Below are 21,638 nucleotides of genomic sequence, written 5' to 3' on the forward strand. Positions count from 1 at the left end.
AGGGAGCGTCGTCCCGGGCAGGTGCGCCCGGGTGGATTAGATCGGGTTGCCGGCTGTCCGGGTGGCCTGTCGATCCGGTGGCCGGCTACCCGGGAGGCCGGTCGCCGGTGGTTACTCGATCGTCCAGGCCAGGTCCTCCGACCCGCCGGAGACGATGCTCGAGGTGGGGGAGAAGACGACGTCGAAGGGGCCGTCGTCGGGCTCGGGCACCAGAACCGTGCCGGTGACCTCCTCGCCGGACTCGACCACGGGGGGCAGGGCGTCGTCGGGGCCGCAGGCGATCGCGTCGACGGGGCTGACGTCGCCGCCGGGGACGGACAGGGTCACGCCCGGCTGCGGCGGGACGCCCGGGGTCTCGCCCTCGCCGCCGACGACGGTGAAGGTCAGCGCCGTGTAGCTCGTGCCCGGCGAGGTCACGCAGGACTCGCCCCGCTGGGCCTCGTCGAGGGTGATCTCCATGCCGTCGGAGAGGGTGTACGTCTCGCCGATCTCGAGGAAGGTCGCGTCGAGCTCCTCGTCGCTGCCGCCGCCGTCTGTGCCGTCCTCGCTCGGCGACTCCGGGTCCTCGCCCGGGCCGGCGGTGGGGCCCTCGTCGGTCGTCTCCTCGTCGGTGGACTCCTCGTCGGTCTCGTCCTCCTCGGGCGGGATCGACTGCTCGGACCCGGACTCCTCCCCGTCCTCGCCGGGGGTCTCCTCGCCGGGGCCCGCGGCGGAGTCGGACTCCGAGGACGACTCGGGGGGAGTCTCCTCGGTCCCCTCATCGTCACCGGTGTCGCGCAGCAGGAAGTACCAGACCGCGACGGCGGCGGCCGCCACCGCCAGCAGCGCGACGATCACGCCGACCCAGGGGAAGCGCCCCGAGCGGCCGTTCTCGGGTGGCTCGCCGCCGTACCCGCCGTTCCCCGGGCCGCCGTATCCGGCGCCACCTGCGCCCCCGTAGCCCGCGCCCGAGGCACCGCCATAGCCGGCGCTGCCCGCGTCCCCGCCACCGGAGGAGTAGGCGGTCGCTCCGCCCGAGGACGGGCGGTAGGAGGGCGGGGGCGACGTCGGGCCGCTCGCCCCGGCGCCGGCCGCGGGGGAGCCGTGGGCCCCGGCCTGCGGGTCGTAGCCGCCGCCCGACGCGCCGGCGCCCTGGGCACCGGGCAGGTCGGCCGCGGGGACCTGTCGCGTGGCGTCGGCGTCCGGCGTGCCGTACTCGCCCTCGGGGCGCAGATGTCCGTCGTTGCTCATCGCTTCCTCCCAGGTCTGCCGTCGGGTCCCGGCGGCGGCCCACAGACTACGGGCGCCCGGCCCTGAGCGCCCGGCGGACGCGGTGGGGAGTGATCCCCCGGGCAGGAGGAGCCGGGCCGCGGGGGCGACGATGGGCCGACGGCGAGGCGCCCCGCCCCGCACGAGCGGGACGGGGCGCCGGAGGTGGTGTCGGGCGGTGCGCCGGGGGCCGGTCAGTCGATCGACCAGCGGGCGGCCTCAGTCGTGTCGCCGGGGAACCGGATCCCCAGACCCGCGTCGTACACCAGCGTGAACGGCCCGCTGGTGGGCTCGGTGAAGATGATGAGGCCGGTCTCCGACGACCCTGCCGGGACGCTGGCGGCCAGCTCCTGCGAGTAGTCGGCGAGGCAACCGATGCTGTCGAAGGAGTTGATGTCGCCCTCGGGCGAGGTCAGGGACAGGCCGGCGAACGGGGCGCTCGCGTCCTCGGTGTCGGAGGCGGTGAGGGTGAACTCGAGGGCGACGTAGGGGCCGCCGGTGGCGAAGCCGTCGCACTGGAAGTCGCGCTCCACGGAGTTCAGCGTGAGCGTGCCGCCGGACTGGGTCTGGAAGGGCTCACCGATACCCACGTCGACCGTGGGCACGTCCATGGTGTCGCCCGGGACGTCCCCGCCCGGGAGGCTCGGGATGTCGGTGGGCAGGTCGTCCGGGCCGAGGCTGGGCACGTCGGTGGGCAGGTCGTCGGGGCCCAGGCTGGGCACGTCGGTGGGCAGCCCGTCGCCTCCCGGCACGGTCGGCTGCGCCTCGGTGCCGCCGCCCGGGTCGGCCTGGGTGGACTCGTCGTCATCGGTGAAGAACAGGAAGTAGGCGCCGACGCCGAGCGCGGCCACGACGACGACGCCGATGATCGCCCACAGCCAGCCCTTCGAGCCGCCGCCGTTGCCGCCCTGGCCGGGCCCGCCGGGGCCACCCGGCCCGCCGTAGCCCGGCTGCTGGCCGTACCCGGGCTGGTAGCCGCCCTGCTGGCCGTACCCCTGCTGGCCGTACCCGGGCTGGGGCTCGCCGAAGCCGCCCTGCTGCCCGTAGCCAGGCTGTTGCCCGTAACCCGGCTGCTGCCCGTAACCCGGATGCTGGCCGTACCCGGGCTGCTGGCCGTAGCCGCCCTGCTGACCCCACTGACCGTCGTTCGACACCTGGTCCTCCACCACGTCGAGATGCTGTGCGCGACGTGTCCCGCCTCGCCGGGCCCGCCACGGTGCGGCGGGCAGGGCCACCGTAGACGCCACCCGCGAGCGCCGGGCCGGATCGGGCGGGGAGCGCTCACCTCCCGGCCGGTCGAACCGGCGTCGGAGGGGCGCGTGCGCCGGGTCGCCACTAGCGTCGGGGGCAACGACCACCCACAAGGAGGACGCGATGGCCGCACCCCGGATCATGATCGTCGGCAGCTCGATGACCGATCTCATCTCCTACCTCGAGCGCATGCCGGACGAGGGGGAGACCGTCTTCGGCAAGGACTTCGCCCAGGGGTTCGGCGGCAAGGGCGCGAATCAGGCGGTCATGGCCGCCCTGCTGGGGGCCGAGGTGACGTTCGTGGGCGCCGTCGCGGGGGACTCCTTCGGCATCGACACGGTGGAGAACCTGCGCTCCTTCGGGATCGACGCGAGCCACGTCGTCGAGATCGAGGGCACCCACAGCGGGATCGCGATGATCCTCGTGGACCCGGGCGGCGAGAACCGCATCGTGCTGGCCCCCGGCGCCAACGACCGGCTCACCGCCGGGCACGTCGACGCCGCCTTCGACGGCTCGCCCGCGCCCGACCTCGTGATGAGCCAGCTCGAGGTCCCGCAGGAGACCATCCGCCGCGGGTTCGAGCGGGCCAGGCAGGCCGGCGCCGTCACCGTCCTCAATCCCGCGCCAGCCGCGCCGGTGGCGCCCCAGCTGCTGGCCGTCACCGACTGGCTGGTGCCCAACGAGCACGAGTTCGCCATCCTGCGCGAGGCCGCCCTCGGCGGTCCCGCGGGTGCGCTCGACGACGACGCGCCCGCCCTCGCCGAGCGGATCGACGCCTCCCTCGTGGTCACCCTGGGGGAGCAGGGGGCGCTGCTCGTGCACGACGGGAAGGTCGAGCGCTTCTCGGCCCCGAGCGTGACGGCCGTGGACACCACCGGCGCGGGGGACGCGTTCTGCGGCGGCATCGCCTACGCCCTGGCGGGCGGCGCCACGCCGGCCGAGGCGATCGCCCTGGGCACCGCCGTCGCCTCGGACTCGGTCACCCGGCGCGGCACCCAGGTCTCCTACGCGAGGGGCGAGGACCTCGCCCGCCTCCTGCCCTGACCCGACCATCGGCGAGTGAGCAGTTTTCTGCCTGACGAATGAGCACGACCCGGTCTGACCGGACCGACCCGGGGCGTGCTCATCCGTCGGACCACGTCCCGCTCACTCGCCAGGCACATTTCCGCTCACTCGTGAGGGGAACGGGCCCGGGACTTGCGCGCGGTGGGTTGACGAGGACCGCGACGTCGGCCTAGGTTGCCTGAGTAATCGATTTCCCAGCGACGTTGCGGATGTGACGATGACGTACATCTCCACGCGGCGCGACCACTCCGGGAGGGGCCGGTCATGCGCGGCGCACTGAGTCCAGAGGTAGCGGCGGCCGAGCACCTGATCCGCCGCGAGATCGACGCGCTCGTGCGGACGAGCGAGGTCATCCTGCCCGGGATCGAGCAGGCGGCCCGGCTGGTGCGCTCGCGCTGCGGCAAGGTCGTCGTCTCGGGCCTGGGCAAGTCCGGCCTCATCGGGGCGAAGATCGCCGCCACGCTCGCCAGCACCGGCACCTCGGCCCATTTCGTGCACGCCGCCGACGCGCTGCACGGCGACTCCGGCGCCGTCGACCCGCAGGACGTGGCCCTGCTCATCTCCAGCTCGGGCACCACCGAGGAGGTCTGCCGGTTCGCCGCGATGCTCACGGGATGGGGCGTGCCGGTCATCGCCATGACCGGCGACGCCGGCTCCACCCTGGGCCGCGCGGCCGCCGTCGTGCTCGACATCGCCGTGCCCGGCGAGGCCGACCCCCTGGGCCTGGCCCCCACCTCCTCGGCGCTGGTCACCCTCGCGGTGGGTGACGCACTGGCCGCCTGCCTCATGACCAGCGCCGGCTTCTCCGCCGCGGACTTCGGGGCGCGCCACCCCGGCGGCGCGCTCGGTGAGCGCACGGCCGCCGACGTCGGCCGACTGGTCGGCGACGGCGGACACGCGGCCGCCGCACCCACCGGCCCGTCGACCGCGCCCGCCACGGCGCACGCCGCGCCCACCACCGCGCCCACCGCACCCACCACCACGCCCGCCCCGCTCACGGAGGGCGTCCGATGAGCGCCGCCCCGCAGGTCTGCGTCGTCGCCTCGTTCATGTACGACCTCGTGGTCACCGCCCCGCGCCGGCCCGAGCCGGGGGAGACCCTCGTGGGCACCGGGTTCGCCACCTTCGTCGGCGGCAAGGGCTTCAACCAGGCCGTGGCGGCCGCGCGCACGGGGGCCGCGACCGCCGTCGTCGGGCGCCTGGGCGAGGACCTGTTCGCCCAGGAGTTCCGCGAATTCCTCGCCGCCGAGGGCATCGACGACTCCCGGGTGCACACCGACCCCGAGCACGGCACCGGCGTGGGTCTGCCCTACGTCCAGGAGGACGGGCAGAACTCGATCACCATCGTCCCGCGCGCCAACCTCGCCGTCACCGAGGCCGACGTCGAGGCGGCCCGGGAGCAGATCGAGTCCGCCGAGGTGCTGCTCCTCGGCCTCGAGATCCCGCTGCCCGCCATCACCCGCGCCGCGCAGCTCGCCCGCGCGGCCGGCACCACCGTCGTGCTCAACCCCGCCCCCTTCCTCCCCGTACCGCCCGAGCTGCTCGACATCGTCGACGTCCTCGTCCCCAACGAGGTCGAGCTGCGCCAGATGGTCCCCGGCGAGCCCGACCCCGCCGAGGCCGCCCTCGCGCTGCACCGGCAGGTCGACTGCGTCCTCGTCGTCACCTGCGGGTCCGACGGCCTGCTCGTCGTCGAGGACGGCGTCGCCCGCCCCGTCCCGGCCCACCGCGTCCAGGCCGTCGACACCATCGGTGCCGGCGACGCCTTCTGCGGCAGCCTCGGCGCCCGCCTCGCCCTCGGCGACCCGCTCGAGCAGGCGCTCGACCACGCCAACGCCGCCGCCGCGCTCTCCGTCACCCGCGCCGGCGGCGCCCCCTCGGTGCCCACGGCCGCGGAGACCGCCCGGTTCGTCGACGAGCGGCGGGCCTCGTGAGCGGGCGCGGCGCCAGGCCCCGCCGGCCGGCGGTGCGGCACGATGTCCCCACACTCAGCCAGGGAGCGGCCGCATGACCCGGATCGTCGACGTCGCCCAGCGCGCCGGCGTGTCCACCGCCACCGTCTCGCGCGTCCTCAACGGCACCAAGGTCCGGGAGGACCTGGCCGAGGCGGTCCGCCGCGCCGTCGACGAGCTGGGCTACAGCGCCAACCGGAACGCACGGTCGCTGCGCCGCCAGTACAGCGAGGTCATCGCGCTCATCATCCCCGACGTCGAGAACCCCTTCTTCACCTCGGTCGCCCGCGGTGTGGAGGACGTGGCCCAGGCCGCGGGGCTGTCCGTCGTCCTGTGCAACACCGACGACGACGAGGGCAAGGAGCGCAGCTACCTCGCCGTGGCCGAGTCGGAGAACATGGCCGGCGTCATCCTCGCCCCGGCCGGCCCCGCCCCCGACGTCGGACGGCTCGCCCGCCGCCTGCGCGCGGTGGTCGTCATCGACCGCACGGTCCCCGACGAGGTGGACCAGGTCCTGTTCGAGAACCACGGCTTCGGCGTGCGCGCCACCGAGCAGCTCGTCGCACGCGGCAGCCGGCGCATCGCCTGCATCACCGGCCCCGCCGCGACCCCGACGGCCGTCGAGCGCGCCGAGGGCTGGCGCGCGGCCCTGACCGCGGCCGGGCTCGAGCCCGGCCCGCTCGTGCACGCCAACTTCCGGGTCGACGGCGGGTACTCCGCGATGCGCGACCTCCTCGCCGCCGACACCCCGCCCGACGCGGTGCTCGCCACGAACAACCTCGTCGGCGTCGGCGTGCTGCGGGCGCTGTCGACCTGGTCGGGCCCGCCGGTCGAGGTCGGCATCATCGGCGACCTGCCGTTCGCCACCCACGAGGTCGACGACGTCGCCCTGGTCCCGCTCAGCCCGCGCGAGATGGGCGTGCGGGCGGCCCGGCTGCTGGTCGACCGCATCGGCGGGACCGCCCAGGAGCCCGCCACGTACTACCTCGACCACGGGCCCTAGAGGCGCGTCCGCGGGGCCGCGGTCACGATCGAGTCACCGCGGCGCGACATGCCCGCCCAGGGCTTGCGCCGCGATGGCCCAGTCAGTAACGTCCGAGAAAGTAATCGATTACACCGACACCAGCGCCGGTGCCTACCAACGGGGGTAGATCGTGCAGCTCGACCAGTCCGCCGAGGACACCCCGGTCCTGCAGATGACCGGGGTCGCCAAGCGTTTCGGCGGCGTCCACGCGCTCAAGGGCGTCGACCTCGAGGTCCGCGCCGGCGAGGTGATGGCCCTGCTGGGGGAGAACGGCGCGGGCAAGTCCACGCTGATGAACGTCCTCGCCGGCGTCGTCACCCCCGACGCCGGCAGCATCGTCATCGGCGGCGAGGAGCGCACCTTCCACGCCCCGGCCGACTCCCAGGCCGCCGGTGTGGCGATGATCCACCAGGAGCTCGACCTCGTCCCCGGCACCTCCGTGACCGACAACCTCTTCCTCGGCTCGGAGAAGCGCCGCCTCGGCCTGCTCGACCGGCGCGCCATGGAGCGCGAGACCCGCGAGCTGCTCGCCGAGGTGGGGATCCGCATCGCCCCGTCGCGCCTCGTCGGCTCCATGCGCGTCGGCGAGCAGCAGATGGTCGCCATCGCCAAGGCGCTGCGCCTCAAGGCCCGCATCCTCGTCATGGACGAGCCCACCTCGGCGCTCTCCGAGACCGAGGTCGCCCGCCTCTTCGACATCATCCCCGGCCTGCGGCGTCGCGGGGTGGCCGTCATCTTCATCTCCCACCGCATGGACGAGATCAGCCAGATCGCCGACCGCGGCACCGTCATGCGCGACGGCTCGAACGTCGGCTCCTTCGACGTGGCCACAACCGCGCCCGGCGAGGTCATCCGCCTGATGATCGGCAAGCCGCTCGACCAGGTCTACCCCGACCGGGAGGAGCCGGCGGGCGAGGAGCGCCTGCGGCTGCGCGGCCTGTCCCTGGCGAGCGGGCCCGACGCCGCACGCAGCGAGCCGAGCGGCATCGATCTCGTTGCCCGCCGCGGCGAGGTCGTCGGCCTGGCCGGGCTGCTCGGCGCCGGGCGCAGCGAGCTGCTCGAGGCGATCTTCGGGATGGGCGGGCGCCGCCTGCGCGGGCAGATCGAGCTCGACGGTCAGGAGGTGCGCATCCACTCGCCCCGGCACGCCCTGGCCGCCGGCATCGGCTACGTCCCCGAGGACCGCCGGGCGGCCGGGCTCAACATGTTCGGCAGCGTCGGCAACAACATCGCCATCGGCGTCCTCAAGAAGCTCGCCACCCTCGGTTGGCGCTCGAGGTCGAGGGAGCGCCGCGCCGTCGCCGGGGCCATCGAGACCCTGCACATCAAGACCCACAGCCAGGACACCATCGTCCGCACGCTCTCGGGCGGCAACCAGCAGAAGGTCGTCTTCGGCCGCTACCTGCTGCGCGAGCCGCGCGTGCTGCTGCTGGACGAGCCCACGCGCGGCGTCGACGTCGGGGCCAAGTCCGAGATCTACTGCCTGCTCGCCCGGCTGTCCGCCGAGGGCGTCACCGTGCTCATGGCCTCCTCGGAGCTGCCCGAGCTCATCGGCGCCTGCGACCGGATCGTCGTCCTGCGCGAGGGCGCGGTCGTCGCCGAGATGTCCGCCGCCGAGGCGACCGAGGAGAAGCTGCTGGCCGCGGCCGGCATGGAACGCGGGGAGCCGGTCACCGCCGGCGCGCCCGCACCCGCACAGGACCAGGGAGAGCACGAATGAACGAGACGACGGCGGCAGCCACACCAGCGGCCGGGACCGAGCAGCGTCGCCGCCGCTTCCAGATCCCGGAGAAGTTCTTCGCGCTCCAGAGCTACGTCGCCCTGGTGCTCGTCTTCATCGCCGCGGTGGTGTTCTCCCCGCGCCGGGGCGGCGAGATCGTCTTCATCAACAGCGAGAACCTGCTCAACATCGTCCGCGCCACCTCCGAGATCGGCATCATCGCCATCGGGATGACCTTCGTCATCATCATCGGCGGCATCGACCTGTCCGTCGGGTCGGTCCTCGGGCTGTGCGCCACCGGTTCGGCCAGCCTGCTCATGGTCAACCAGATGGGCGTGCTGCCCACGATCCTCATCATCCTGGCCATCGGCGCCGCCTTCGGCGCCACCCAGGGACTGATCACCGCCAAGCTCGGTATCCAGGCGTTCATCGTCACCCTGGCGGGCCTGCAGATCGCCCGCGGGCTGGCCCGCATCTGGTCCGGCGGCCAGGGCATCCCGATCGCCTACGGCGACGGGCCCGGCACCGCGCCGGACGCCTTCGCGCTGCTCAACTCGCGCACCTTCAACGGGACCGTCCCGATCCCGGCGCTCATCTTCGCCGCGGTGGCGATCATCGCCATCCTCGTCATCCGCAACACGGTCTTCGGCCGGCACGTCTACGCCCTGGGCGGCAACGAGCGCGCCGCCCGGCTCTCCGGCGTGCCGGTGGCCCGCGTGAAGATCACCGTCTTCGCGATCTGCGGTCTGCTCGCCGCCCTGGCGGGCATCATCCAGGCCGGCCAGCTCAACCAGGGCAGCCCCAACGCCGGCATCGGCTACGAGCTCGACGCCATCGCCGCCGTCGTCATCGGCGGCACCAGCCTCATGGGCGGTGTGGGCACGGTCGCCGGCACCGTCGCCGGCGCGCTGCTCATCGGCATCCTCAAGAACGTGCTCGCGCTCAACAACGTCGACTCGAACATCCAGCTCCTCATCACCGGAGCAATCATCATCGTCGCGGCTGGGATCCAGACCTTCCGCGCCCGTAGTTAACAGGAGGCAGGACCATGACCAACGCACGCATGCTTCGCGGTCGCCGTCGATCGCTCGCCATCGTGTCCGCCGCGCTCATCATGCTCACCGCCGCGTGCGGCACGGAGTCCGACGCCCCCGGGGTCGACGACGACGAGTCGGGCTCCGACTCCGCGGGCGGCTCGGGCGAGGAGTGCCAGGGCGCCGACGGGGAGTTCCTCATCGGCATGAGCCAGGCCAACGTCGCCGAGCCCTACCGCCAGCAGATGGACGACGACATCCGCGCCGCGGCCGAGGAGGTCGACCAGTTCGAGGTCGTCTTCGCCGACGCTGCCCAGGACAACGCCCAGCAGGTCTCCGACGTCGAGAACTTCCTCACCCAGGGCATCGACCTGCTGATGATCAGCCCCAACGAGGCCGCGCCGCTGACCGCCGTCGTCGAGCGGGCCTACAACGAGGGCATCCCGGTCATCGTCCTCGATCGACGCATCGAGGGCGACACCTACACCCAGTACATCGGGGCCGACAACTTCGAGATCGGCCGCGCGGCCGGCGAGTACGTGGCCACCGAGCTCCTGCCCGACGGCGGCAACGTCGCCGAGCTCGCCGGCCTGCCCGGCTCGACGCCCGCGCAGGAGCGGGCCGAGGGCTTCCGCGAGGGCATCGCCGGCACCGACGGGATCGAGATCATCGCCGAGGGCACCGGCGACTGGCTGCGCGAGCTGGGCCAGAGCCAGGCCGAGGGCATCCTCCAGGCCAACGCCGAGATCGACGTCTTCTACGCCCACAACGACCCCATGGCCGAGGGCGCCTACCTCGCCGCCCAGGCCGCCGGCCGCGAGGGCGACATCGAGTTCGTCGGCATCGACGGCCTGCCGATCCCCTCGGGCGGCATCCGCGCCGTCGAGGAGGGCCGCCTGTCCGCGACCTTCGTCTACCCGACCGGCGGCCGCGAGGCCGTCGCGACCGCCGAGCAGATCCTCATCGACTGCGCGGAGGTCGACCAGGAGCAGATCCTCGAGACCCAGCTCGTCAGCGAGGACAACGCCGCCGACGTCTACACCGAGCTCGGCGGGGAGGGCTGAGCCCGACCACCCGGGGGCGGGGACCGACACCGACGTCGGCCCCGCCCCATCCGGTCCGGCCCTGACCTGACCGGCCGTACCCATCCACCAGTACCGATCCACGAGTACCGACCCGCCCGGAGTGCCACCGGGATCCGCCCCCGCGGGTCCCGGTGCCCGACGTGCACCCGCAGCACCGCAGTCCCCCGTCGACAGCGAACGATGACGTTCCGACCTAGGAGGAACCCGATGTCCGTGCACCATCGCCCACCGAGCGCGAGACGACGAGGACCGGCGAGGGCCGCGCTCGCCGTCGCCGGGGGGATCGCCCTGATGGCGCCCACCGCCGCAGCCACGGCCCAGCCTGCCGAGGCAACAGCGGCAGACGCGACGGCCACCGCGGCTCCCGTCGTCACCACGGCCCCGCTCGCCCAGGAGCCCACCACCGACGACGACGCCACCGGCGCGCCCGGCATCGGCACCGTCGGGTCGGAGACCTACGAGCGCCTCGACCTGCTGCCCGAGCTGACCACCGGCGTCGAGACCCTTCAGTTCTCCAGCTTCGACCGCACCGGCGGGAACAACGACGGCTTCCAGGGCACCTACTCCTGCCTCGAGGAGACCGAGGCCGGCTGCGTGCTGGCCGAGGACACCGGAGCCGGCGAGATCGGCTCGATCTGGTTCACCTGGGACGGCGGCGACGTCACCGGCGCCGGCAACATCATCATCGAGCTCGACGGCGAGGTCGTCCTCGACGAACCCCTCCAGGAGGTGGTCGACGGCGAGCACGGCGACCCCTTCACGTACCCGCTCGTGGCCAACGCCGACGAGAGCTCGGGCGGCGTCTACATCAAGGTCCCCATGGCCTACACGGAGTCCATGCGGGTGACGACGACGAACAACCCGTTCTTCTACATCCTCACCCACCGTTCGTTCCCCAGCGCCGAGGGCGTGGAGACCTTCGACCCCGCCGACCCGCAGAGCGACCTGGTCGAGCAGGCCCAGAGCTGGGGGCACGTGGACCCCAAGCCCGCCCACGAGGACGCGGCCACGACCGAGACCGACCTGGCGCTCGCCCCGGGCGAGTCGACGCGGATCGCCGAGCTGTCCGGCTCCGGCGTCGTCGACGAGCTCGCGCTGCAGCTGCCGCAGATCGTGGGACCGCCGCCCAGCGGCGAGATGATCTGGGACGACGGCCGCGCCCACACCGGTTCGTCGACCTTCACGATGGCCATCGACCCGGACAACGAGGGCGTCGAGCTCACCCGCCGCTGGGACTCCACCTCGGGCAACCAGCACGCGACGATCACCGTCGACGGCGAGCCGGCCGGCGAGTGGGAGCCCGTCGCGGGCAACCCCGCCCAGTGGACCGACCAGACCGTCGAGCTCCCGGCCGAGCTGACCGCCGGTCGTTCGGAGATCACGGTGACCAACACCTTCGTCGACGCCACCATCGACTTCAACGAGTTCCGCTACTGGGCCGATTCCGTCGTCGGCGGGGAGCTCGTGCGCACCGACGAGCTCGACGTCGGCACCAGCGACGAGGCCCTCGCCAGCGAGGAGGCGCACGGCTACGCGATCGAGGGCGAGCAGTGGTCCGGCGCGCACACCTACTCCTACCCCGGGGAGATCGAGAACGAGGACGAGATCCTCGCCTCCAACGAGCTGCTGCGTGACCTGCGGGTACAGATGAGCTTCGACGGCGTGCAGACCGTCGACGCACCGCTGGGCGAGTTCTTCGGCTCCGGCCTCGGCGAGGCCGACGTCCACGCGCTCATGTACGCGATGGACCCCGCCGAGGACGGCGCCTACACCTCCTGGTGGCCCATGCCCTACGCGGAGTCGGCGACCATCGACCTGGTCAACACCTCCACGCAGACCGTCGAGGCCGGCAGCGCCTCGGTGACCTCCCACCCGGACGAGGCGATCGCCGCGCAGCTGACCGGCGACCGGCCCACGATCGGCTACTTCCAGGCCGAGAGCAGGCTGGGTGAGACCGTGGCCGGGCAGGACTGGTCCTTCCTGTCCACCAACGGCATCGGCCACTTCGTCGGCGTCAACCACACGATGGTCGGCCACATCGAGGCCGGCAACGTGCGCAACTACCTCGAGGGCGACGAGCGGGTGTTCGTCGACGGCTCGCGCTCCCCGCAGATCCACGGCACCGGCTCGGAGGACTTCTACAACGGCGGCTGGTACTTCAACCGCAACGAGTTCTCGGCACCCATGAACGGTGCGCCGTCGATGATGTCCGGGATGCTCGAGTGCGAGTTCCAGTGCGACGCCGCCTACCGCCTGATGATCGCCGAGTCGGTGAGCTTCGGGTCGGCGATCGAGTTCGGCATCGAGCCGGGCTCGACGGCGTCCGACCCCGCCCTGTACGGCTCGACGGCCTTCTGGTACGGCCACGAGGGGCTGAGCAACCTGCGGATCACCGACCGGGTCGACGTCGGCTCGACGGAGAGCGAGGACGCCCACGGCTACAGCGGCGGGGGCGAGGTCGAGGAGCTGACCTCCACGTTCGAGGGCGTGCACGGCGCGCCGTCCTTCACCGACGACCTGCGGGCTTCCGAGGAGGCGGTCTCCTTCACGGTGGCCGTCGCCGAGGGCAACGACGGCGTGTGGCTGCGCCGCACCTCCGACCAGGCGAACGGCTACCAGGCGGTCCAGGTCAGCGTCGACGGCGAGGACCTCGGCGTGTGGGAGCAGCCGCTGGCCAACGAGACGCACCGCTGGCTCGAGGACCAGTTCGCGATCCCCGCCTCGGCGAGCCAGGGCACGGACGGGACCATCGACGTCGTGCTCACCCCGGTCGAGGGGGCGCCGGCCTGGTCGGCGGCGAGCTACCAGGTGACCTCGATCGTCGCCCCGGTCGCGGACGACACCCCGCCGTCGGCACCCGCGTCGGTGAGCGCCGAGGGGCTGGAGACCAACGCGGTCGAGATCTCCTGGGGCGCGGCCACCGACGACGTCGGCGTCGCGCACTACGAGGTGCACGCCTCGACCACCGCCGGGTTCGAGCCCGGCGAGGACACCCTGCTCACCACCACCTCGGGTCTCAACGCCCGCCACGACGGCGTGGGGCTCGGCGAGGAGTGGTTCTACCGCGTGCGCGCGGTCGACGTCGGCGGCAACGTCGGCGAGCTCTCCGAGGAGGTCTCCGCCACGAGCGGCACCGCCGTGCGGGTGGAGGCCGAGGCGATGGAGGTGCTCGCGAGCGACGCCGAGCATGCGCGGCAGGGCAACTGCTGCGGGCCGGAATGGTCGGGCGGGGCCCAGCTGTGGTTCAAGGCCACCGAGGACGGCCAGGCGATCACCCTCGCCCTCGAGGCGCCGGCCGACGGGACCTACGACCTGTCCGGGGTGTTCTCGCAGGCCGGGGACTACGCGGTCGTCGAGGTGCTGCTCGGCGAGGAGGTCCTCGGCGAGCCGATCGACCTCTACGGGGCCGACGGCGTGAGCGTCACCGACCCCGTCGAGCTCGGCGCCGTCGAGCTCGCGGAGGGCGTCAACGAGCTCACCGTGCGCGTCGCGGGCCAGAACGAGGCCGCGGGCGGCTACTACGTGGGCATCGACTACTTCGAGCTGCGCGCCTCCGACGGTGAGGACCCGGGGCCTGACCCGGAGGAGCCGGAGCTTCCGGCGCCGGGTCGTGGGTTCTTCCTCAACGACGGCTGGGACGCTCGTGCGGACCACGTCTTCGCCTACGGCCGCTCCGGTGACGAGGTCCTGGTCGGTGACTGGGACGGGGATGGCTCGGACACCCTGGCCGTGCGTCGGGGAAACCGGTACTACCTGGGCAACACCCTGACCGGTGGCAACGCGGACGTCGAGCTGGGCTTCGGCCGAGCCACGGACACGGTGCTCGTGGGTGACTGGGACGGCGACGGGATCGACACGTTCGCGGTCCGTCGTGGGGATGCCTACTTCCTTTCCAACACCCACGAGGGTGGCGACGCCGAGGTCGAGCTCAACTACGGCCGCAGCGGTGACGAGGTGCTCGTCGGTGACTTCGACGGCGACGGCGCGGACTCCTTCACCGTACGCCGTGGGAACACCTACTACATCTCCAACAGCCTGACCGGCGGTCGGGCGGACGCCGAGCTGGGCTACGGCCGGGCCTCGGACGCGGTTGTGGTCGGTGACTGGGACGGTGACGGTGCGGATTCCTTCGCGGTGCGCCGCGGGAACCTCTACCTCGTGTCGAACAGCCTGACGTCGACGCGTGCGGAGATCGAGCAGCGCTACGGGCGGGCCTCGGACGAGGTGTTCGTCGGTGACTGGAACGGCGACGGCACCGACACCCTCGGCATCCGCCGCTGAGCATCGGTCCCGTCACTGTTCCTGTGACGAGTGAGCAGTTTTCTGCTTGACGAACGAGCGCCGGCCGGTCCGCATGGACCGGCCGGCGCTCATACGTCGGGCCATTTTCTGCTCACTCGCCAGGCATAGTTCCGCTCACTCGCCGAGAGTTGGAGGCGGGGTCAGCCGGCGCGGTCGCGCAGGCCGTGCGGCGTCGTCGTGGGGCGCGCCGCGGGGGCGTGCTCGCAGGACATCGTCGAGATCTCGCCCGACGGCGTCGAGAAGATCACCTCGTCGGCGAGCCCGGTGAACAGCCCGTTCTCCACCACGCCCGGGATCCAGTTGAGCTCGCGGTCGATGACCAGCGGGTCCTCGATCGCCTCCAGGTGCGCGTCGACGATGAAGTTCCCGCTGTCGGTGATGACTGTCGACCCGTCCGCACGCACGCGCCGCACGAGCGGTACGTCGGCCGGGTACCCGTGCAGCTGGAGGAGCCGCCCGATCGACCGGGTGGTCGACTCCCACCCGTGCTGGATGACCTCGATCGGCAGGGGAAACGCGCCGAGCCGGTCCTTGAGCTTGCTCGAGTCGGCGACCACGACGTACCGGTCGGCGGCGTCGGCCACGATCCGCTCCCACAGCAGGCAGGCGCCACCCCCCTTGATCATGTGGCCGTCGTGGTCGACCTCGTCGGGCCCGTCGACGATGAGCTCGAGCCGGTCGAAGGAGTCGAAGCCCACGAGCGGGACGCCGAGCTCGAGCGCGAGGTCCCGGGTCGCGTTCGACGTCGGCACACCACGTACCTCGAGCCCGTCACGCACCTTGTCCGCCAGGGCACGCACGAACCAGTGGCTCGTCGTGCCCGAGCCGAGCCCGAGGAGCATCCCCGGGCGTACGTACCGCTCGACGGCGGCGATCCCGACGGCCTTCTTGGCCTCGTCCTGGGGGGTGCGGGGTTCCATTCAACTCTCCTCGGTCCGTGCATCGGTCGGGGCGGCCGCGGCGCTCAACGCAGCCGCGGGGATGAGGTCGGCGAAGCGCTCGAGCCTGGGCACGTCGTCCTCGACGGGCACGCCCCACGCCACGTGGCGGTAGCGCACGCCCGCGCCGGTTCCGACCTCGACGTCAACGGGGTTGTCGCCCACGTAGACCGTCTCCTCGGGCCGCAGCCCGAGCCGGTCGAGGACCTCGACCAGGTGCCGCGGGTCCGGCTTGGGATGCTCGACCGAGTCCCGACCGAGCACCACCTCCACCGAGGCGGCCAGACCGACCGCCTCGAGGACGGCCGACGCCAGCGCGGTCGACTTGTTCGTGCACACCCCGACGCGCACCCCGGACCGCCTCAGCTCCGGCAGCACCTGGGCGCCGTCGGCGAAGACCTCGCTGCGGGTGGCCGGGTCGGCGGCGTAGCGCCGCCGGTAGTCGGCGTGCACGGCGTCGACGACGCCGGGATCGGCCGCGCGGGCCGCGTCGACGCGGGCCATGACCGACCGGACGAGATCGACCGAGCCGTGCCCCATCGCGGGTGCCACCTCGCCCACCTCCACCGCCGGCAGGCCGGCCGCCTCGAAGGCACCGGACAGGGCGGCGGCGACGTCGGCGATGGTGTCGACCAGCGTCCCGTCGAGGTCGAGGACGACCCCGCGCACCGGCACGGACGCATCGGGTCCGGTCACGCGGCCCCCTCGGCGGTGCGCGCGAGCTCGTAGACCTCGGTCATCGCCGCGTGGAGCCTGCGGTGCGCGCCGAAGACGGTCTGGTACTTGGCGTGCGCGTCGGCGTCTGGGCTGTAGCTCTTCTCGACCTTGACCTGCGTGAGTGCTGAGGTCAGGTCGGGCCACACGCCCGCACCGACGCCGGCCGCCAGGACCGCGCCGTAGGCGCCGCCCTCGGAGGCTCCCACCTGGGTGACGACCTCGCGGCCGAGGATGTCGGCGAGCAGCTGGAGCCACAGCGCGTCGTTGGACACCCCGCCCGAGGCGATGACCTGGTCGCTCTGCAGGCCGGCCTCGACGCACAGCTCGAGGATCGCGCGCATGTTCATCAGCACGCCCTCCATCACCGCGCGGGTCATGTGGCTGATGTCGTGCATCTGGGTGAGGCCGACGAAGGCGGCGCTGGCGTCGGGCGCGAGGTTCGGGGCCCGCTCGCCGAGGAGGTAGGGCAGGAAGAGGACACCGTTGGCGCCGGGGGCGACGTCGCGGGCGAGGGCGACGAGCGTCGTGAACGACAGCTCCTTCTCGTCGTCGAGGGGGCGCAGCGCGTCGCGCAGCCACTGGAAGGCACCGCCCGCGCTGTTGGCGTTGCCCATGATGTGCCAGTGGCCCGGGGCGTTGCCGCAGCTGACCTGGACCTTGCCGCCCGGGTTCTCGGGGTAGCGCGACAGGCCGCCGGCGACGATCCCGGCCGTGCCGACGGTGAACCCGGCGGAGCCCTCCTCGATCAGCCCCATGGCGGTGGTCTGGATGACGGCGTCGCCCCCGCCGCCGAACACGGGGGTGTCGGCGGGGAAGCCCCAGGCGGCGGCGATCTCGTTGTCCAGGGTGCCGGTCTGCTCGATCGACTCCACGACGTCGGGCAGGAGCGCGGGGTCGACGTCGATCGCCTCGAGCAGCTCGGTCGACCAGGTGCGGTTGCGGACGTCGAACAGGCCGGTGCCCGAGGCGTCGGAGACGTCGGTGACGTACAGGCCGGTCATCCGGAAGCGGATGTAGTCCTTGGGGTTGAGGAGGCGGACCATCTTCGCGTAGTTCTCCGGCTCGTGGTCGCGCAGCCAGATGATCTTGCCGCCGGTGTAGCCGGGGAACATGCGGTTGCCGACGAGGCCGACGAGGTTGTCGATGCCGCCGACCTGCTCGGTGATCCAGTCGCACTCCGCCGCGCAGCGCTGGTCGTTCCACAGGATGGCGGGGCGGATGACCTCGCCGTCGGCGTCGATGGGGGTCAGGCCGTGCATCTGCCCGCACAGGCCGATGCCGGTGATCTCGGCACCCTTCTGCGGGAGCTTGGCCGCCAGAGCGGTCATGGCCTCGCCCGTGGCGCGCCACCACTCGGCGGGCTCCTGCTCGGACCAGCCGGAGCGGAGGTTGATGAGGGGGTAGGTCGCGGTGGCCTTGGCGACCACCACGCCGTCGTCGTCGACAGCGATGGCCTTGAAGCTGGAGGTGCCGAGGTCGATGCCGATCAGCATAGGTTGCTCCCTTGCAACGGTGGGTGGCGGGCGCGGCCGGTCGGCCGCGCCCGGGGGGGGTTCCGATCGTTCGGTGGTGGTGCCTGTCGTCAGTGGGTGTGGCGGATGCGCAGGTGCTTGTACTGCAGGTAGCCCTCAAGGCCCTCGCGGCCGTGCTCGGAGCCGAAGCCGGACTCGCGCCGCCCGCCGTAGGGGGCGTTGATGATCCCGGCGTCGACGTTGTTGACCGCGACGTTGCCGAAGTCGAGGGCGGACCCGGCGCGCATGGTCTCGCCGAGGTCCTCGGTGTAGAGGTAGGCGGCCAGTCCGCCGGCGACGCCGTTGGCGTGCGTGACGGCCTCCTCGAGGGAGTCGACGGCGGCGACCCCGACGGCGGGCCCGAAGGTCTCCTCGGTCATGATCTGCGAGTCGAACGGGGCGTCGACGACGAGGGTGGGGACCCGGAAGAGGCCGCCCGCGGGATGGGGGTCGGTCCCCGTCAGCTGACGGGCACCGCGCCCGACGGCGTCGCTCACGTGCCGCTCGGTGCGGAAGCGGATCTCCTCCATGGTCACCGGCCCGACGTCGGCGTCCGGGTCGGCGTACCCGTCACCCACGGTCAGCGCGCCGGCGAGCGCGGCCACCCGCTCGGTGAACTCCCCGTAGACCGGCCGCTCGACGTAGATCCGGTTGATGGCGATGCAGATCTGCCCGGCGTTGCGGAACGAGCGCCGCACGGCACCCGTAGCGGCGAGCTCGAGGTCGGCGTGCCGGCTCACGAGCATGGGGCAGCTGCCGCCGAGCTCCATCGTCAGTTGGGTGACGCCGTCGACCGTGCGGAACAGCTGCTGCCCGGTCGCGTTCGAGCCGGTGAAGGCGACCTTGGCGATGTCCCGGTGACCGGCGAGCATGGCCCCGACGTCGCCGGCGCCGTGGATGATGTTGACGACCCCGGGCGGGAAGTCGGCGGCCTGCAGGCACTCGGCGATGACCTGGCCGGCGCCCGGGGTGTGCTCGGAGTCCTTGATGACCATCGTGCAGCCGGCGCCGAGCGCCCCGCCGAGCTTCCAGCCCAGCAGCTCGACCGGGTAGTTCCACGGGGTGATCGCCGCGACCGGGCCGACCGGCTCGCGGTGGACCACCGAGAGGAAGTCGGTGGACTCGTTCGGCACGGTGCGGCCGTCGATGCGCTCGGCCTCCTCGCCGTAGAACCGCATGGCCTGCGCGAACTTGCGGACCTCGCCGCGGGCCTCGTTCAGCGGCTTGCCCTGCTCGCGGGTCATGGGCGTGGCGAGGTCGTCGAGGCGCTCGAGGGCGACCTCGCCGAGGCGGCGCAGCAGGGCGCCGCGCTCGAACCCGGTGGTCCGGCTCCAGGTGGGGAAGGCGCGCACGGCGGCCGCGACGGCGTCGTCGACTGTGGCCTGGTCCGCCTTCTCGGCGACGGCGGCGACCTCACCGGTGGCGGGGTTGCGGCGCTCGAACTGCTCGGGGGCGGTGCGGAACTCGCCGTTGACGAAGGAGGCGCAGTGCAGGGGAGTGGTCATCGGTCGGATCTTTCCTCGACGGCGGGCAGGGGCACGGGGGCGCGCAGCGGCTCCCCGCGCAGGGCGCGGCGGCCCTCGTCGACGGCGAGCTGCTGGAGACGCACCATCGACTCCGTGGAGTAGAAGGCGGTGTGCGGGGTGAGGATGACCGCGGGGCGCGAGCGCAGCGGGTGGTCCTCGGGCAGGGGCTCGGGCTCGGTGACGTCCAGCGCCGCGCCGGCGATCCGGCCCGAGTCCAGCGCCCGCTCGAGCGCCGCGTGGTCCACGAGCCCGCCGCGGGCGGTGTTGACGAGGTAGGTGCCGTCCTGCACGGCGGCGAAGGCCTCGTCGTCGAGCAGGTGGTGCGTCTCCTCGGTCAGGGGCAGGTGAAGGGAGAGGACGTGCGACTCGGCCAGCAGCCGCTCCCACGAGACGAGCTCGATGCCCTGCTTCGCAGCCGAGGTGGCGTCGGCGTAGGGGTCGTAGGCGATCGTCGTCACGCCGAGGGCCTGGAGGCGGGTCGCGGTGAGCTGCGCGATCCGCCCGGCACCGACGAGCCCGACGATACGGCTCTCCATCGAGTCGATGACGCCCAGACCGGCGGCTCGCGGTGTCTCGCCCCGGTGCATGGCGGCGTCGAAGTCGCGCACCCGGCGCACGAGCATGAGGGTGAGCATCGTGGCGTGGTCGGCGACGACGTTGGCTCCGTAGTCGGGCACGTTGCATACGCGCAGCGAGCCGGCCGCGGCGGCGGGCAGGTCGATGTTGTCCACGCCGATGCCGTAGCGGATGAGCACGGCCTGCTCGGGCAGCCGGCCGAGCTCGTCGGGGCCGAGCGGGGCGAAGTTGGTGAAGACCACCTCGGCGCCGTCGAGCAGGTCGCCGAGGTCGGAGCTGCCGTCCCAGTGGTGGTACTCGGCTCCTTCCTCCTCGGCGAGGCGCCGTTCGAGGCTGTCGTCCCCGACGGCGGTGTCCGTGACGACGACCTTCGCCGCGCTCATGAGGCGCTCCGTACGGCGTCGCCCGACCGGGCGGCGTCGAGGTCGCGGACGAGGTCGAGCAGGCCGTAGCTCCACACGGGGGCCTGCTCGCTGGGGGTCACCCGGTTGACGAGCGTGCCGATCTCGGGGGAGCTGATGGAAATGAGGTCGCCGGGGTGGTGGGTGAAGCCCTGGCCGGGCTCGCCGCGATCCTCGGTGGGGGCGAACGGGGTGCCGCAGTACAGGACGAGGCCGTCGGGGTACTGGTGGCGCCGGTTGATCGTGTGCTCGACGAGCTCGGTGACGGGCCGGGAGATCTCCGCCTGCGGGGCGGTGGCCTCGAGGACGAACCCGTCGGTTCCCTCGACCCGCATGGTGATCGTGGTGGCGGCGGCCTGCTCGAGGGTGAAGTCGGCGTCGAGCAGGCGGATGAACGGGCCGAGCGCGGCGGAGGCGTTGTTGTCCTTGGCCAGCGGGAGGAGCAGGGCGCTCGCGCCCTCGATGTCGCGCAGATTGGCGTCGTTGCCGAGGGTGACGCCCTTGACCGCGCCGCGGCCGTCGACGACGAGCACGAGCTCGGGCTCGGGGTTGTTCCAGGAGGAGACCTCGGCGATGCCGACGTCGGCGCCGTGGCCGACGCTGGACAGGATCGGTGCCTTGGTGAAGACCTCGGGGTGGGTGCCGAGGCCGACCTGGAGGTACTGCGACCACAGGCCGTTCTCGCGCAGGACCTCGAGCGCGGCGAGGGCCTCGGACGAGCCGGGGCGGATGTCGCGAATCGAGTCGCCGAGGGTCTCCTTCAGCTGCTCGCGTACGGCGGCCGCCTTGGTGGGGTCGCCGCCCACGCGCTCCTCGATGACGCGCTCGATCATGCTGCGCACGAACGTGACGCCGGCGGCCTTGAGGACCTGGAGGTCGACGGGGGAGAGGAGGACGGGCTCCTCGTAGCCGGTCGTCTCGTCCGTGCCGCGGCGCCGGTCGGCCTCGCGTGCGGTGGCGGCGAGGATCTCGGCGAGCGGCCAGATGGTGGTGCTGGCGGAGCCAGAGGCGAGGTGGTCGCGGACGCGCCCGGCGGGGTCCTCGGCCTGCATGAGCTCGGCCATGGTGGGGCCGAGGGCCGTGACGTCGGTGAGGGACTCGCCGACGACGGCGACGAGCCGCGGTCCGGTGCCCGGTGCCCAGACGCGTCCCACGAGGACGGGATCCCCGCCAGTGGTGGGCAGGACGGTGGCGGCATCGACTCTCGGGTCGGTCATGTGGGTGCTCCTCGTACCGGCGGCGTTGCCTGGGTCGGCGACTGGCGAGGCAAACATATGATGATCGGAAT

At 72.7% G+C, this 21,638-nt stretch carries 16 protein-coding genes; 8 read left to right on the plus strand and 8 right to left on the minus strand.

Going from position 1 to position 21,638, the window contains the following annotated elements; all coding sequences use genetic code 11:
* Positions 1–111: 111 nt before the first annotated feature.
* Positions 112–1,230, minus strand: a complete 1,119-nt coding sequence (locus AC3D3D_RS14950) for a hypothetical protein (protein WP_463662399.1) — start codon at positions 1,228–1,230, stop codon at positions 112–114.
* A 212-nt stretch (positions 1,231–1,442) separates the two neighbouring features.
* Positions 1,443–2,417 carry a hypothetical protein gene (locus tag AC3D3D_RS14955; RefSeq protein ID WP_463662398.1) on the minus strand — a complete coding sequence of 325 codons (975 nt, stop codon included), beginning with the start codon at positions 2,415–2,417 and terminating at the stop codon, positions 1,443–1,445.
* A gap of 205 nt (positions 2,418–2,622) precedes the next feature.
* On the opposite strand from AC3D3D_RS14955, the gene AC3D3D_RS14960 reads away from it, so the two are divergent.
* The 8 genes from AC3D3D_RS14960 to AC3D3D_RS14995 all read left to right on the plus strand — a co-directional run bounded on the left by AC3D3D_RS14960 (position 2,623) and on the right by AC3D3D_RS14995 (position 14,660).
* Positions 2,623–3,543, plus strand: coding sequence for a ribokinase (locus tag AC3D3D_RS14960; protein ID WP_463662397.1), 921 nt, complete (start codon positions 2,623–2,625; stop codon positions 3,541–3,543).
* A 285-nt stretch (positions 3,544–3,828) separates the two neighbouring features.
* Complete coding sequence (locus AC3D3D_RS14965) at positions 3,829–4,578, plus strand: KpsF/GutQ family sugar-phosphate isomerase (RefSeq protein WP_463662396.1); 750 nt, start codon at positions 3,829–3,831, stop codon at positions 4,576–4,578.
* The gene (locus AC3D3D_RS14970; protein WP_463662395.1) at positions 4,575–5,498 is read left to right on the plus strand and encodes a ribokinase; all 924 of its coding nucleotides are present in this window, start codon (positions 4,575–4,577) and stop codon (positions 5,496–5,498) included. Before AC3D3D_RS14965 ends, AC3D3D_RS14970 begins: the two co-directional genes overlap by 4 nt.
* Positions 5,499–5,571: 73 nt before the next feature.
* Positions 5,572–6,519: a LacI family DNA-binding transcriptional regulator gene (locus tag AC3D3D_RS14975; protein WP_463662394.1), complete on the plus strand. Its 948-nt coding sequence runs from the start codon at positions 5,572–5,574 to the stop codon at positions 6,517–6,519.
* Positions 6,520–6,670: 151 nt separating this feature from the next.
* Positions 6,671–8,260: a sugar ABC transporter ATP-binding protein gene (locus tag AC3D3D_RS14980; protein ID WP_463662393.1), complete on the plus strand. Its 1,590-nt coding sequence runs from the start codon at positions 6,671–6,673 to the stop codon at positions 8,258–8,260.
* The gene (locus AC3D3D_RS14985; protein WP_463662392.1) at positions 8,257–9,294 is read left to right on the plus strand and encodes an ABC transporter permease; all 1,038 of its coding nucleotides are present in this window, start codon (positions 8,257–8,259) and stop codon (positions 9,292–9,294) included. The genes AC3D3D_RS14980 and AC3D3D_RS14985 overlap by 4 nt, the downstream gene beginning before the upstream one ends.
* A gap of 14 nt (positions 9,295–9,308) precedes the next feature.
* Positions 9,309–10,358: a substrate-binding domain-containing protein gene (locus AC3D3D_RS14990; protein ID WP_463662391.1), complete on the plus strand. Its 1,050-nt coding sequence runs from the start codon at positions 9,309–9,311 to the stop codon at positions 10,356–10,358.
* 312 nt (positions 10,359–10,670) lie between these two features.
* Complete coding sequence (locus AC3D3D_RS14995; RefSeq protein WP_463662390.1) at positions 10,671–14,660, plus strand: glycoside hydrolase family 172 protein; 3,990 nt, start codon at positions 10,671–10,673, stop codon at positions 14,658–14,660.
* Between the two features lie 161 nt (positions 14,661–14,821).
* Here AC3D3D_RS14995 and rpiA read toward each other — a convergent pair whose 3' ends face one another.
* The 6 genes from rpiA to AC3D3D_RS15025 all read right to left on the minus strand — a co-directional run bounded on the left by rpiA (position 14,822) and on the right by AC3D3D_RS15025 (position 21,567).
* On the minus strand, positions 14,822–15,601 hold the full coding sequence (gene rpiA / locus AC3D3D_RS15000; protein WP_463662389.1) for a ribose-5-phosphate isomerase RpiA: 780 nt from the start codon (positions 15,599–15,601) through the stop codon (positions 14,822–14,824).
* Positions 15,602–16,315: an HAD family hydrolase gene (locus tag AC3D3D_RS15005; RefSeq protein ID WP_463662388.1), complete on the minus strand. Its 714-nt coding sequence runs from the start codon at positions 16,313–16,315 to the stop codon at positions 15,602–15,604.
* Positions 16,312–17,829 carry a xylulokinase gene (gene xylB / locus AC3D3D_RS15010; protein WP_463662387.1) on the minus strand — a complete coding sequence of 506 codons (1,518 nt, stop codon included), beginning with the start codon at positions 17,827–17,829 and terminating at the stop codon, positions 16,312–16,314. Before xylB ends, AC3D3D_RS15005 begins: the two co-directional genes overlap by 4 nt.
* An 89-nt stretch (positions 17,830–17,918) precedes the next feature.
* Positions 17,919–19,352: an aldehyde dehydrogenase family protein gene (locus AC3D3D_RS15015; RefSeq protein ID WP_463662386.1), complete on the minus strand. Its 1,434-nt coding sequence runs from the start codon at positions 19,350–19,352 to the stop codon at positions 17,919–17,921.
* Positions 19,349–20,332: a C-terminal binding protein gene (locus tag AC3D3D_RS15020; RefSeq protein ID WP_463662385.1), complete on the minus strand. Its 984-nt coding sequence runs from the start codon at positions 20,330–20,332 to the stop codon at positions 19,349–19,351. Before AC3D3D_RS15020 ends, AC3D3D_RS15015 begins: the two co-directional genes overlap by 4 nt.
* Positions 20,329–21,567, minus strand: coding sequence for a fumarylacetoacetate hydrolase family protein (locus AC3D3D_RS15025; protein ID WP_463662384.1), 1,239 nt, complete (start codon positions 21,565–21,567; stop codon positions 20,329–20,331). Before AC3D3D_RS15025 ends, AC3D3D_RS15020 begins: the two co-directional genes overlap by 4 nt.
* Positions 21,568–21,638: the final 71 nt, after the last annotated feature.

This window comes from Georgenia sp. X1117, from assembly GCF_057784635.1.